The sequence below is a fragment of the Paracoccus sediminicola genome, assembly GCF_027912835.1.
GTDB classification, from domain to species: Bacteria; Pseudomonadota; Alphaproteobacteria; order Rhodobacterales; family Rhodobacteraceae; genus Paracoccus; species Paracoccus sediminicola.
In genome coordinates this window covers 1,600,052-1,613,147 of the sequence record NZ_CP115768.1, presented here as the reverse complement: position 1 = coordinate 1,613,147, position 13,096 = coordinate 1,600,052, and the positions used below count along the sequence as shown (strand labels likewise).

15 protein-coding genes are annotated in these 13,096 nt (G+C 65.7%); 5 read left to right on the top strand and 10 right to left on the bottom strand.

What is annotated here, in order from left to right; genetic code table 11:
• Positions 1-33: 33 nt before the first annotated feature.
• The gene (dksA, locus tag PAF18_RS07960) at positions 34-456 is read right to left on the bottom strand and encodes an RNA polymerase-binding protein DksA (RefSeq protein WP_271115222.1); all 423 of its coding nucleotides are present in this window, start codon (positions 454-456) and stop codon (positions 34-36) included.
• A gap of 164 nt (positions 457-620) precedes the next feature.
• Here dksA and PAF18_RS07955 point away from each other — a divergent pair, with 164 nt between their 5' ends.
• Together PAF18_RS07955 and aroQ are read left to right on the top strand one after the other, a co-directional pair.
• Entirely contained in the window at positions 621-1,463 is an 843-nt protein-coding gene (locus tag PAF18_RS07955; RefSeq protein ID WP_271115221.1) for an AAA family ATPase, read from the top strand.
• A 123-nt stretch (positions 1,464-1,586) separates the two neighbouring features.
• Positions 1,587-2,018 (top strand): type II 3-dehydroquinate dehydratase, encoded by a 432-nt coding sequence (aroQ, locus tag PAF18_RS07950; RefSeq protein WP_271118081.1) that lies wholly within the window; start codon positions 1,587-1,589, stop codon positions 2,016-2,018.
• Here aroQ and PAF18_RS07945 read toward each other — a convergent pair.
• The 4 genes from PAF18_RS07945 to PAF18_RS07930 form a co-directional block, all read right to left on the bottom strand.
• On the bottom strand, positions 2,015-2,356 hold the full coding sequence (locus PAF18_RS07945) for a putative quinol monooxygenase (RefSeq protein WP_271115220.1): 342 nt from the start codon (positions 2,354-2,356) through the stop codon (positions 2,015-2,017). The genes aroQ and PAF18_RS07945 overlap by 4 nt on opposite strands.
• A complete protein-coding gene (locus tag PAF18_RS07940; protein WP_271118080.1) occupies positions 2,353-3,081 on the bottom strand; it encodes a DUF72 domain-containing protein in 729 nt (242 codons plus the stop codon). The genes PAF18_RS07945 and PAF18_RS07940 overlap by 4 nt, the downstream gene beginning before the upstream one ends.
• 189 nt (positions 3,082-3,270) lie before the next feature.
• Positions 3,271-4,485 (bottom strand): chromate efflux transporter, encoded by a 1,215-nt coding sequence (gene chrA, locus PAF18_RS07935; protein WP_271115219.1) that lies wholly within the window; start codon positions 4,483-4,485, stop codon positions 3,271-3,273.
• 171 nt (positions 4,486-4,656) lie between these two features.
• Positions 4,657-5,073 (bottom strand): MerR family transcriptional regulator, encoded by a 417-nt coding sequence (locus PAF18_RS07930; RefSeq protein ID WP_271115218.1) that lies wholly within the window; start codon positions 5,071-5,073, stop codon positions 4,657-4,659.
• Positions 5,074-5,147: 74 nt separating this feature from the next.
• Between PAF18_RS07930 and PAF18_RS07925 the strand changes: the two genes are divergently transcribed.
• Both PAF18_RS07925 and PAF18_RS07920 read left to right on the top strand, forming a co-directional pair.
• A complete protein-coding gene (locus PAF18_RS07925) occupies positions 5,148-5,843 on the top strand; it encodes a cation efflux transmembrane domain-containing protein (RefSeq protein WP_271115217.1) in 696 nt (231 codons plus the stop codon).
• A 199-nt stretch (positions 5,844-6,042) separates the two neighbouring features.
• Positions 6,043-7,383, top strand: a complete 1,341-nt coding sequence (locus PAF18_RS07920; protein ID WP_271115216.1) for a cytochrome P450 — start codon at positions 6,043-6,045, stop codon at positions 7,381-7,383.
• Between the two features lie 15 nt (positions 7,384-7,398).
• Here the strand turns inward: PAF18_RS07920 and guaA are convergent, their stop codons facing one another.
• A complete protein-coding gene (guaA, locus tag PAF18_RS07915; protein WP_271115215.1) occupies positions 7,399-8,952 on the bottom strand; it encodes a glutamine-hydrolyzing GMP synthase in 1,554 nt (517 codons plus the stop codon).
• 168 nt (positions 8,953-9,120) lie between these two features.
• Here guaA and PAF18_RS07910 point away from each other — a divergent pair, with 168 nt between their 5' ends.
• Positions 9,121-9,696 carry a CAP domain-containing protein gene (locus tag PAF18_RS07910; protein ID WP_271115214.1) on the top strand — a complete coding sequence of 192 codons (576 nt, stop codon included), beginning with the start codon at positions 9,121-9,123 and terminating at the stop codon, positions 9,694-9,696.
• 202 nt (positions 9,697-9,898) lie between these two features.
• On the opposite strand, the gene PAF18_RS07905 is transcribed toward PAF18_RS07910, so the two are convergent.
• From PAF18_RS07905 to PAF18_RS07890, 4 genes are read right to left on the bottom strand one after another with little or no spacing between them, the layout of a single operon-like run.
• The gene (locus PAF18_RS07905) at positions 9,899-11,239 is read right to left on the bottom strand and encodes a branched-chain amino acid ABC transporter permease (RefSeq protein WP_271115213.1); all 1,341 of its coding nucleotides are present in this window, start codon (positions 11,237-11,239) and stop codon (positions 9,899-9,901) included.
• 14 nt (positions 11,240-11,253) lie between these two features.
• Entirely contained in the window at positions 11,254-12,258 is a 1,005-nt protein-coding gene (locus PAF18_RS07900) for a branched-chain amino acid ABC transporter permease (protein WP_271115212.1), read from the bottom strand.
• Complete coding sequence (locus tag PAF18_RS07895) at positions 12,258-12,599, bottom strand: hypothetical protein (protein ID WP_271115211.1); 342 nt, start codon at positions 12,597-12,599, stop codon at positions 12,258-12,260. The genes PAF18_RS07900 and PAF18_RS07895 overlap by 1 nt, the downstream gene beginning before the upstream one ends.
• Positions 12,596-13,096, bottom strand: coding sequence for a hypothetical protein (locus PAF18_RS07890; RefSeq protein ID WP_271115210.1), 501 nt, complete (start codon positions 13,094-13,096; stop codon positions 12,596-12,598). The genes PAF18_RS07895 and PAF18_RS07890 overlap by 4 nt, the downstream gene beginning before the upstream one ends.

Below are 13,096 nucleotides of genomic sequence, written 5' to 3'. Positions count from 1 at the left end.
CCCTGTGGGAGCCGCAAGCCGCTGGCGCCCGCGTCAGTCGTCGCGATGCACGCGCTCGCGGCGCTCGTGCTTTTCCTGCGCGGCCACGGTCATCGTCGCGATCGGGCGCGCATCCAGCCGTTTGAGACTGATCGGCTCGCCGGTCACTTCGCAATAGCCGTATTCGCCATTCGCGATCCGCCGCAGGGCCGAGTCGATCTTGCCGACCAGCTTGCGCTGACGGTCGCGGGTGCGGAGCTCAAGCGCCCGGTCGGTCTCTTCCGAGGCACGATCGGCCAGATCTGGCACATTGCGCGCGCTGTCCTGAAGCCCTTCCAGCGTCTCTGCCGACTGTTCCAGCAATTCGGACTTCCACGTCTCGAGCTTGCGACGGAAATATTCCAGTTGGCGATCGTTCATGAACGGCTCGTCTTCGGCCGGGCGATAATCATCGGGCAGGAAAATCTGCGGTTTCATACGTCCTCCGACGGATCGGGATGCCTGTCCCCCGGTCCTCGGCGCCCCCCTTAAAGGAAGCGCGGCGGGTTGTCACTAGGGCAATGGTCTCATTTGTCCGCGAGCGGCGCTTGCTGCTACCTAGGGTCGCGGCTAGGTTGCGCGGCGCAAGGAAAGGATGAGTCATGCAGTTTTCCTCGACCGAAACCTACGTCGCCCCGCCCGAGCTGAGCATCGCGGTGAACGCCGCCGTGACGCTGGAGCGTCCCCTTCTGGTGAAGGGAGAGCCCGGAACCGGCAAGACCGAACTGGCGCGGCAGGTGGCGCAATCGCTGGGATTGCCGATCATCGAGTGGAACATCAAATCGACCACCAAGGCGCAGCAGGGCTTGTATGAATACGACGCGGTCAGCCGGCTGCGCGACAGCCAGCTTGGCGATGAGAGGGTGCATGACGTCGCCAATTACATCCGCAAGGGCAAGCTTTGGCAGGCCTTCGAGGCGCCGCAGAAGGTGGTTCTGCTGATCGACGAGATCGACAAGGCCGATATCGAGTTCCCGAATGACCTGTTGCAGGAGCTCGACCGGATGGAATTCCATGTCTACGAGACCGGCGAGACGGTGCAGGCCCGTCACCGGCCCATCGTCGTCATCACCTCGAATAATGAGAAGGAACTTCCCGACGCGTTTCTGCGGCGCTGCTTTTTCCATTATATCAGCTTTCCCGACGCCGAGACGCTGCAACGGATCGTCAAGGTGCATTACCCGGGTCTCAAGCCGCGTTTGCTCGAGGCCGCGCTAACTCAATTCTTCGAGATCCGCGATGTGCCGGGGCTGAAGAAGAAGCCATCGACGTCGGAACTGCTCGACTGGCTCAAGCTGATCCTGGCCGAGGATCTCGGACCGGAGGATCTGCACAAGGCGCCCGGCGAGATGCTGCCGAAGCTGCATGGCGCGCTTCTGAAGAACGAGCAGGATGTGGCGCTGTTCGAGAAGCTCGCCTTCATGGCGCGGCGGCAAGGCCGGTAAGGGGGCGCTGCCCCCTCGCGCCGGCGGCGCTCACCCCCGGGATATTTGACTCAGGGTGAGGGCGCTTGCATGGCGCGGCGCTCTGGCAGAGTATCGGCGGCGCATCTGCGCGCGGAGAATGAGATGAAGACGATCCTGCTGCTGAACGGTCCCAATCTGAACCTTCTGGGGCAGCGCCAGCCCGAAATCTATGGCCGTGAGACGCTGGCGGATGTTGAAGCACTGGCGCGGGAAGCCTGCGCCGAGGGGTTCTCGGTCGAGGCGAAGCAGTCGAACTGGGAGGGGCAGCTGATCGACTGGATCCACGAGGCGCGGGGTGCTGCGGCGGGGATCGTCATCAATCCGGGCGCGCTGACCCATACATCGGTGGCGTTGCTGGATGCGCTGAACGCCTTTGACGGGCCGGTGATCGAAGTGCATGTCAGCCAGGTGCACAAGCGCGAGAAGTTCCGGCATCACTCTTATGTCAGCAAGCGCGCCGATGCGGTGATCGCGGGACTTGGCGTGGATGGCTATGGCGCGGCGGTGGCGCGGATCTGCAAGCTGGCGGGTTAGCCCTCGATGCGGTGGAGATCGCGCGTGATCCCGGCGCTTTTGTCGGCCCAGATGCTGGCGGCGGTGCGGGCCTTGTGGGCATCTAGGGCGGCCTCGTCAGCATAAAGCTCCTCGACCTGCCAGATCAGAGGGTCGTCGGTCTGGGCGATGTCGAAGAACAGGCAGCCAGGTTCAGCGCGGCTGAGCGCAATATGACCGGGGAGATATTCCAGTAGCGTTTTGAGCTGGTTGGCGTCGGAACATGACAGACTGCCGGTGATCGCGACCTGTCCGGGAGACGGGGCAGGACGCCGAGCGCCGGGACCGGGGGCGTGGGTTTCTCCGCAGGAACAGCTCATCTCAGCCTCTCGATCAGGGCCTGCGCACAGGCCGGGTTGCGTCGTTTCTCGCCGGAAATCACATAGAGGTAAAGGTCGCGGCCGGTCGCCATGCGGCGCGCCTCGGCGGCCCAGCGGTCCAGCCCCTGCTGGTCGTAACCGCTGTCGATATCGGTCGTGCCCATCAGCCGGAGATAGGCGAAATCCGCCGTTTCGACATCAATATCCGGAAATTTCCCGTCGCATGACCGGATCAGCGCGATGCCCCTAGCTCGGCAGAGATCGGCCGCTTCAGGGGCTGCGAAACTGCTATGGCGGGCCTCGATGGCGTGACGCAGGGGCACGCCCTCGAACGTCGCGGGCAGAAGATCAAGAAAGGCGGAGAAGTCACCGGGATCGAAGAACTTTGTCTCGGCCAGCTGCCAGTTGATCGGGCCGAGTTTGGGGCCAAGTTCGACGATGCCCGAGCCGAGAAACCGCGCCACGCTGTCGCCTGCCTCGGCCAGCACGCGGCGGTTCGTGGCGAAGCGTGAGGCCTTGAGCGCGAAGACAAAATCCGCGGGCGTTTCGTCGTGCCATTTGCGAAAGGTTTCCGGCTTTTGGCTGCGGTAATAGGTGGCGTTGATCTCGATGCTGGAGAGGGCGTTGCTGGCATATTCCAGCTCGCGTTTCTGGGGCAGTCCCTTCGGGTAGAAGAGGCCGCGCCATTCGGGAAAATTCCAGCCGCCGATGCCGATACGGATCATGATCGCCTCCCTGTCAGAGCCCTTTCTATCGCAAATCGCGATGCGCAACAGCAGCGAACGCATAGTGTTGCGCTGCGGCGGGGTGCGGTGCGAACGACGCAGGCGGGGCTGGAAAAAACCCGCTCACAGGGCGCGCATCATCTGTCCACATTCCGTAGACCGGCGGAAAGCCACCTGCGCAATCTCTGGTCAGACCGCAAGCCTCAGCCCCGCCCCGCCAAGCGCGGCGAGCAGAACGACGCTCCATGGAGGGGCGCGCCAGATCATCAGAAACGCGGCGCAGATCAGGGCGAGAGCAAAATCCGCGCGGCTGTGGATCGCGCCGGTGAAGACCGGGTCGTAAAGCGCCGCGCCGAGAATGCCGACCACCGCAGCGTTGGCCCCGCTCATCGCCGCGCGGGCGGGCCGCATGCGGCGCAGCCGGTCCCAGAGCGGCAGTGCCGCGATCAGCAGCAGGAAGCCCGGCAGGAACAGCGCGGCAAGAGCCAGCGCGGCGCCGGCCAACCCGTTCGGCTTCGGTTCGAGTACCGCGCCGAGATAGGCGGCAAAGGTGAAAAGCGGGCCGGGCACCGCCTGCGCTGCGCCGTAGCCTGCGAGGAAGCTGTCCGGCGAGACCCAGCCTGTCGCCACCGTTTCGGCCTGCAAGAGCGGCAGCACGACATGGCCGCCGCCGAAGACGAGTGCCCCGGCGCGATAGAACCCGTCGAGCAGCGCGAAGGCCTGTCCGGCCCCGGTCAGCAGCGGGAGAAGCCCGAGCAGTCCGAGGAACAGCGCCGCGGCGATGACGGCCTGCGCCCGGCGGACGGGCAGACGCAGATGCAGCCCCCGAGGGCTGTCACCTGCCAAGGGCAGGGCCAGGCCGGCAAGCGCGCCGATGCCGATTGCGCCGATCATGCCGGCCGCGCCGGGAAGGGCGGCCAGCGCCACCACCGCCCCAATGGCAATGGCGGCGCGGGGGCGGTCGGGGCAAAGGCTGCGCGACATGCCCCAGACCGCCTGGGCGACGATGGCGACGGCGACGATCTTGAGCCCGCTCAGCAGCCCGTCCCAGATGGCGCTGTCGATGCGGCGCGCGACGAGCGCGAAGCCCAGCAAGAGCAGCGCCGAGGGCAGGGTGAAGGCAGTGAAAGCAGCCAGCGCGCCGCGCCAGCCCGCCCGCATCAGCCCGAGCGCGAAACCCAGCTGCGACGAGGCCGGGCCGGGCAGGAACTGGCACAACGCGACCAGATCGGCATAGGCGTCATCGTCCAGCCAGCGACGCCGTGTGACCAGCTCGTCGCGGAAATAGCCGAGATGGGCGATGGGCCCGCCGAAGGAGGTCAGCCCAAGCTTGAGGAACGCGCCGAACACCTCGGCGGCGCTGCCATCATGCACAGAGAATTGCTCGGCGGGGGTGGGGTTCATCGTGGCGCGGTGCTTCTCTGGTGTAATGCGGTCGGTCTTTGCCGAATTCTCAAGGGATTCTGATGCAGTTTCATGACCTGTGCCGGCGCCTGCTGCATCTGCCGGCACCAACGGCCCCGGCGTGGGCCGGATAAGCGCGTCAGGCGGGGCTGTTTAAGCCTTGCCGACCGGTCAGTGCTCGGTCCGGCACATCTGGTGATCGCCGAGCGAGGCGAGGACATAGCAGTCTCCGGCCTCTCCGGTGCCGCTGCACCCGTCGGTGATGCGCGACAGCTCGGTTTCCAGCGCCTGAAGCTGGGCGATGCGGCGGCGCACATCGGCAAGCTGCGCGCTGGCGATCTGATTGGCCTGACGGCAGGAGCGGTCGGGATGGTCCTGCAATTCCATCAGCGCGAGAATCGCCTCGATCGAAAAGCCGAGATCGCGGGCGTGGCGGATAAAACCCAGGCGTTCCAGCCCGTCGCGGTCATAGCGGCGCTGATTGCCCTCGGTGCGACCGGCCGGCGCGATCAGCCCCATCTCTTCGTAATAGCGGATGGTCGGCACCTTGATGCCGGTGCGCCGCGAAATCTCGCCGATGGAGAACATGAAAATACCTCTTGAAGCTCTAGTCGCTAGAGCAATTAGAACAGAGGCTGAGATGATTCGAAAGAGGTGCTCCGATGAGCGGATGTTGCGGACATAACGCCAGTTTCGACGGCGTGTCGGCGGATTACAAAAGGCGGCTATGGATCGTGATCGCGTTGAATGCGGCCATGTTCGTGGTCGAGATGGCGGCGGGTCAGGCCGCGAAGTCGCAGGCGCTGAAAGCCGATGCGCTGGATTTCTTTGGCGATGCGCTGACCTACGGGATCTCGCTGGCCGTGATCGGCGCGTCGGTGAAGCTTCGCAGCATGGCGGCGCTGGCCAAGGGGATCAGCCTGGCCGCGATGGGGCTGTTCGTCTTCGGTTCGACCCTCTGGCGGGTGTTCTACACCACCACCCCGACGGCCGAGATCATGGGCGTGGTCGGCTTCCTCGCGCTCGCGGCCAATCTGGCGAGCGTGGCCCTGCTGGTGCGCTATAAGGATGGCGATGCGAATGTGCGCTCGGTCTGGCTGTGTTCGCGCAACGATGCGATCGGCAATGTGGCGGTGATGGTGGCGGCGCTTGGCGTCTGGGGCACGGCGACCGGCTGGCCGGATCTGATCGTGGCCGGAATCATGGCCGGGCTGTTCCTGTCCTCGTCCTTCCAGATCGTGCGGCAGGCGCTGGCCGAGCGCCGCGCCGAGGCGGCGGGGCAGGGTCACGCGCATGACCAAGTCCACGACCACGATCACGACCACACGCAGGACCACGGGCACGGCCACGCGCACTAGCCGTGCCGCGCGATCCGGCGCTGCGTTGCCGGGTCGCGCCCTGCCAGTCGCGGGCCGGGACCGGCTCTGCGGCTGAGACATGCTGTCGCGCCGGGCTGGCGGAGATTGTTCCGCGGCCCGCGCGCCGCTATCGTCTGACAATGACGGTTCACCTTTCTCACCTGAGCTCCGCCGCGCGGCCTGTCGGCATGGCCGTCGAATGAGCGGGCGCTTTCCCGCGCGCGTCAGGCTGGCCAACCGGCCCGCAGGTATGATCGCCACGGTGATGATGGCGCGGCGCAACGTGCTGGAGATCATTCCCGAGCTGGCGGTGAACCAGCCCATCGTCTCGGGCAAGACCGGGATCCGCTGGCATATGGTGATGGACCCCGAAAGCCTGCGCGTCATCCTGAAGGACCGGGTCGAGGATTATCCGAAATCGGTCGCGACCAAGCTGATCCTGAACCCCGCCGTCGGTGAAAGCCTCTTCGTCGCCGAGGGGGCGCATTGGCGCTGGCAGAGGCGGGCGGTGGCGCCGGCCTTTGCGGCGCGCCATGTCACCGCGCTCGGCCCGGTGATGAGTGCCGCCGCAAGCGCCAGCATCCGGCGGCTTGAGGCGGCTGAGGGGCCGGTGGATCTGTTCGCCGAGACGGTGGCGGCGACATTCGAGGTGATCTCGGATGTGACCCTGTCCGGCGACGAGGGGTTCGACCGCGATATCGTGCATCACGCCATCAATGGCTATGTCGCGCAGACGGCAAAGGTCTCGTTGATGGATGTGATGGGGCTGCCGGGCTGGCTGCCGCGACCGGGGCGGATCTTTTCGGGGCGCGAGCTGAAGCGCATGAAGGGGATCGCCGACCGGGCCATTGCCGCGCGTGCGGCGGCGGGCCGCGACGGGGCGCCGGATCTGCTGGATCTGTTGCTGGATGCGGAAGACCCGGAGACCGGGCGCCGCATGAATCGCGACGAGCTGCGCGACAACCTGCTGACCTTCATCGTCGCCGGCCATGAGACGACGGCGCTGACGCTGGCCTGGGCGCTGTATCTCTGCGCCTTCGATCCCGAGGTGCAGCAACGCGCCGCCGCCGAGGCACAGGCGGTTCTGGGCGATCGCATCGCCACCGCCGCGGATGTGGCAGCGCTGCCCTATATCGAGAGGATCGTGAACGAAGCGCTGCGGCTGTATCCTCCAGCCGCCTTCCTGTCGCGCACGGCGCAGGCTCATGACCGGCTGGGCGGGCGCGAGGTGCGGCCCGGCGACACGGTGATGCTGCCGATCTATGCGCTGCACCGCAATCGCCTGCTATGGGAGAACCCGGACGGCTTCGATCCCGACCGGTTCGAGACGGCGCCAGACCGTTTTGCCTTCCTGCCCTTCGGCGCCGGCCCGCGGATCTGCATCGGCGCGAATTTCGCCATTCAGGAGGCGGTCATTATCCTGTCATCGCTGCTCGCGCGGTTCCGCTTTGACAGCATCCCCGGACGCGCCCCGCAGCCGCGCATGATCCTGACGCTGCGCCCCGATGGCGGGGTCTGGCTGAACGTGTCGCGCCGCTGAGACACGGCGCTGCGGTCACTCCCACTCGATCGTGCCGGGGGGTTTCGAGGTGATGTCGTAAGTCACCCGGTTGATGCCCTTCACCTCGTTGATGATCCGCGTCGCGGTTTCGCCCAGAAAGTCGTGGCTGAACGGATAGTAATCCGCCGTCATCCCATCGACCGAGGTCACCGCGCGCAGCGCGCAGGCATAGTCATAAGTACGCCCGTCGCCCATCACGCCGACGGTCCGCACCGGCAGGATGGCCACGAAGGCCTGCCAGATCTCGTCGTAGAGGCCATGCTTGCGGATCTGGTCGATATAGACGGCGTCGGCCTTGCGCAGGATGTCCAGCTTTTCGGCGGTGATCTCTCCGGGGCAGCGGATCGCGAGACCGGGGCCGGGGAAGGGGTGGCGGCCAATGAAGCTGTCCGGCAGGCCCAGTTCGCGGCCAAGGGCGCGGACCTCGTCCTTGAACAGCTCGCGCAGGGGTTCGACCAGTTTCAGTCCCATCTTCTCGGGCAGGCCGCCGACATTATGGTGCGATTTGATGGTGACCGAGGGGCCGCCCGAGAAGGATACGCTTTCGATCACATCGGGATAGAGCGTGCCTTGTGCCAGGAACTCGGCCCCCTCGATGTCGTTGGCGTATTTCTGGAACACGTCGATGAACAGCCTGCCGATGGTCTTGCGTTTGACCTCGGGATCCGAGACGCCTTCGAGCGCGCCGATGAACAGTTCGGATTCGTCGGCATGGATCAGCGGGATATTGTAATTGTCGCGGAACATGGTCACGACTTCCTCGGCCTCGTTCAGCCGCAACAGCCCGTGATCGACGAAGACGCAGGTGAGCTGATCGCCGATGGCTTCGTGGATCAGCACGGCGGCGACGCTGCTATCCACCCCGCCCGACAGCCCGCAGATCACCTTTTTGTCGCCGACCTGTTCGCGGATCTTGCGGATCGCCTCATCCCGGTAAGCGGCCATGGTCCAGTCGCCGGTGAAGCCCGCCATGCGGATGAAGTTTTCCAGCATGGTCTTGCCGTTCGGGGTGTGGTGCACCTCGGGGTGGAACTGCACGGCGAAGAAACCGCGCGATTCGTCGGCGGTGATGGCGAAGGGCGCGTTGGGCGAGGTGCCGATCACCTCGAAGCCGGGAGCGAGTTCGGTGACCCGGTCGCCATGGCTCATCCAGACCTGTTCGCGGTCGGACAGCCCGGCAAAGATGCCGTCCTTCCTGTGGCCCGGCGCAGGCGTGACGAAGGCGCGGCCATATTCGGCGTGATGGCCCGCCTCGACCCGGCCGCCAAGCTGGGTCATCATCACCTGCTGGCCATAGCAGATGCCGAAAACCGGCACGCCCATCGACCAGAGCGCATCCGGCGCGCGGGGGCTTCCTTCGCGGGTCACGCTGTCCGGGCCGCCGGACAGGATCACCGCGCGCGGTGCGATCTCGGCCAGCGTGGCGTCGGTGACGTTCTGATAGGGGTGGATCTCGCAATACACGTCCAGCTCTCGCAGGCGGCGCGCGATAAGCTGGGTGACCTGAGATCCGAAATCAATGATGAGGAGGCGCTGATGCTGGGTCATGCCCCGCGATTTACGGCGCGGGATGGGCCGTGGCAAGCCTGCTGCGTCGCGGGTGGGGTCGGCCAGGCAAGGCGGTTCGATAATTGTCCCGGTCCGGGAACCAGCCGGCGACAGGCGGCGTTGCGATTTCAGCTTGCTAAACAAGGACTTGATTCGCAGGAGGTCTGCATGTCCCGCCCGCCGCTTTATTCCCTGATCGCCGTCACCGCTGCGGCCACGCTGTCCGTCGCCGCCTGCGCGCCGGAAAACGCCGCCACCGCTGGCGATACCGAGAATCTGATCGAAGTCATTCCGGCGGCCGATCCGACGCTGCCCGATCCGGCGGTTCAGGCTATCGGCCCGGTCTGCGCCGCGCCGAATGCGGCGCTGGTGGCCGAGATGCAGCAGCAGATCAATGCCGAGCGCGAGCGGCTGGGGAAATCTCCGGTCGATTTCGTCGAGAACCTGACCTTCGCCGCGCAGGCTCATGCCTGCGACATGGCGACGATGGGACGGCCGACTGTGGTCGGATCGAATGGGTCCTCGGTGGTGCATCGGGTGCGGGCGGTGGAATATACCGCCTGTTCCTCGGCACAGCTGATCGGCCGCAGCGGGGATGCCTATGCGCAATCGGCGGCCTGGATGAACCAGGCGCCGGACGAAGAGATCCTCATCCATCAGAAATTCGACGATGCCGGTGTCGGCGTGGTCCAGCAGGGCGGGCGCTTCTGGTGGTCGGTGGTGATGGCCGATAATTGCAGCTGATCTTCGGGTCGCGATGGATGCAGGAAAGGGGCCGGACTGGCCGCTTTTTCGTCGGCGAGGCCGGTCATGACCTATCGCGATGCGGGGCGCGTAAGCGGGGTCAGTCCGATCCTTGGCTGTTTCTGGCACGGCGCAGCGCCTCGCAGCGCAACTGAAAAGGGGGCCAATGCGGCCCCCTTAGATCCTTGGCGCCGCGCCGGGCCTATTTTTCGGGGACCAGCCCTCGCGGTGCGAAGCGCAGCACCAGAAGCAGCACCAGCCCCATCGCGATAAAGCGCATATGCGGCGCGCTTTGCAGCAGATGCGATTTCAGATCGCCGGCGGGCATCGGCCCGGTCAGCAGCCCGATCAGCTGCGGGCCCCAGCTCTCCGCTTTGATCCAGAGGAACCAGATCAGCACCCCGCCAAGCGCCGCGCCGAGATTGTTCCCCGAGCCGCCGACGATCACCATCACCCAGATCAGGAAGGTATAGCGCAGCGGGTTATATTGCGTCGGCGCCATCAGCCCGTCATGGGTGATCATCATCGCGCCCGCGACGCCGATCACCGCCGAACCGATCACGAAGACCTGCAAATGCCGCCCGGTGACATCCTTGCCCATCGCCTCGGCGGCGGTCTCGTTGTCGCGGATCGAGCGCATCATCCGGCCCCAGGGCGATTTCAACGACAGCTCGGCCAGCACGATCATCAAGATCAGCACCGCCGCGAACAGCCCGGCATAGCTGAGCTTGACGACGATGCCCGACAGCTCGGCCGAGTTCATGCCCCAATTCGCCGCGCGCTGCACGAATTCCGGGTCCTGCTGGAGATTGATTTCGTAAGGGACGGGGCGCGGGATGCCGGTGACGTTCTTGACGCCGCGGGCCAGCCATTCCTCGTTCTTGAGCACCGCGACGATGATCTCGCCAATGCCGAGCGTGGCGATGGCCAGATAATCCGAGCGCAGCCCGAGCGCGACCTTGCCGACACCCCAGGCGGCCGCGGCGGCGAACAGCCCGCCCACCGGCCAGGACAGCAGCACCGGCAGGCCGAGCCCGCCGAGATTGCCATATTGCGCGGCCTGGTTGGCCTCGATCGCCTGAACGGCGGGATCGAACAGGAAGCGATAGGCGAAGAAGCCGACCAGCAGAACGGCGATGATGCCGATCACGCGCAGATTGCGGGGCGCGCGCTGCCAGACCATCGCGGTCAACGCCAGCGTGCCGAGCCCGACGATCAGCGCGAACATCACCCGTGTGCCGCCGGCGGCCCAGGCGCCCTCGACCGGCGCGACCGAGATCAGCACCGGGGCGAGCCCGCCAATGGCGATGAAGCCCACCACGCCAGAGTTGAACAGCCCCGCATAACCCCATTGCATGTTCAGCCCGAGCGCCATGACAGCCGAGATCAGCCCCATGTTCAGCATCGAAAGCGAGGTGTTCCACGAGCCGGTGAACAGCGCATTGCTGGTCGTGCCTTCGAGCACGAAAAGCACGGCGAGGATCGCGAAGATCAGAGGGGCGCGCCAGCGGCTGGTGGCTTCGGCCTGTCGTGTCGTTGCCATGTCTGGTCCTCCCCTTACACCGATTTGCCGCGGAACAGGCCGGTCGGCCGGAACAGCAGCACCACGATCAGGATGATGAAGCTGACGGCGAACTTATATTCGGTCGACAGCAATTGCAGCAGCGAGCTTCCGGTATCGATGCCGAGATACTCGACCACCCGCTTCCACGGATAGGTCACGGCGACCTCGGAAAAGGCGACGATGAAGCCGCCCGCGATGGCGCCGACCGGGCTGCCCAGACCGCCAACGATGGCCGAGGCGAAGATCGGCAGCAGAAGCTGGAAATAGTTGAACGGTTTGAATGCCTTGTCGAGCCCATACATGGTCCCGGCTATGGTCGCCAGCGCCGCGGCGATGATCCAGGTCATGCGCACGACACGCTCGGGGTCGATGCCGGACAGAAGCGCCAGATCCTCGTTATCCGAATAGGCCCGCATCGCCTTGCCCGAGCGGGTCCGGTTCAGGAACCAGAACAGTGCCCAGACCACGATCACTGCCACGACCAGCGTGATGACCTGGGTGGTGCGCAGTGCAAGCCCTTCCGACAGGCCGGTCATCTCGCGGAAGTCGCGCACATTGATGACGAAGCGCGCCCCGTCATCGAAGCGGATCTCATCCACGCCGATCAGCAGGCGGGTGAGGCCGTTCATCACGAACATCACCCCGACCGAGGCCATGACCAGAATGATCGGATCGGATTTCTTGCGCCGATAGAAGCGATAGACGGCGCGGTCGGTCAGCAGCATCGCCACCGCGCAGCCGGCAATGCCGATGGGCAGTGCGATCAGCGCCACCGGCAGCGGGCCGAGGCCGACACCCAGCGATTGCAGGCCCCAGGTGGCAAGAATGGTGACAGCCGTGCCGAAGGCCATGGTGTCGCCATGCGCGAAGTTCGAAAAGCGCAGAATGCCATAGATCAGCGTCACCCCGAGCGCGCCCAGCGCAAGCTGCGCGCCATAGGCGGCGGCGGGGATGAACACGAAATTCAGGAACACGACGAGCGCGTTGAGCAGTTCCATCAGGCGGCCCTCCCACAGTTCCCGGCATCCATCTCGGTGATGCCGCTTTCGGCCATGGCGTTGAAGCCGTATCGTCCGGTGGTCGTATCGAGCATGAAGGTCAGTAACTCTCCGTCGTCATTGACGCCCTGGTAGATGGGCTGCGTGCCGCCGCTGAGCAGCTTGAGCGGCGTGTCTGATCGACCCGGCAATTCCAGCAAGGGCTGCGAGCCGTCATAGCCGGCCAGGGTGAGCGCGCCGCGGCCGTTCTCGGACCGGCAGGCGAGATCGGCGGCAGCCAGCGGCCCTGTCGCTGCAATCATCGCGGCAAGCACGGTCAGCGCCGTGAGGCCCGCCGTCATTGGCACGCACCCGCATAGGTGATCGACATGGCCGGGTCGGTCAGATGGGTGGTGAAGCGCGCCGTGCCGTCTTCCAGCACGGTCAGCAGGCGCTGGCGGGCGGGCGCGGTCTCGGTGGCGCTGGCAAGCGTAGTGCCGTTTTCGACCACCGCGGCGAGCGCCACGGTTTCCGAGACATCCGACCATTCCGCCTCGGCCAGCCCGGCGCCGTCGGTGATGACGGTCAGCGTGCCGCCATATTCGGTCTCGGCGCATTCATCGTCGATACATTCGGAGACGAAGCTGCATTCCATCCGCGCCGAGGCAGCGTCGGGCACCCCTGCGGCATCCGGCGCCGCGTCCGAGACCGGGGCGATTTCGTCAACCGGAGCCTCGCCCGCGGGCGGCAGCGTCTCTGCCGGGGCGGTTTCGGGCTGTGCGGCCGGGGCGGTGGCTTCCTGCGCCAAGGCGGGCAGGGCCGAGATCAGCAGAGTGGCCGCGATCAAATGAGTTTTCAT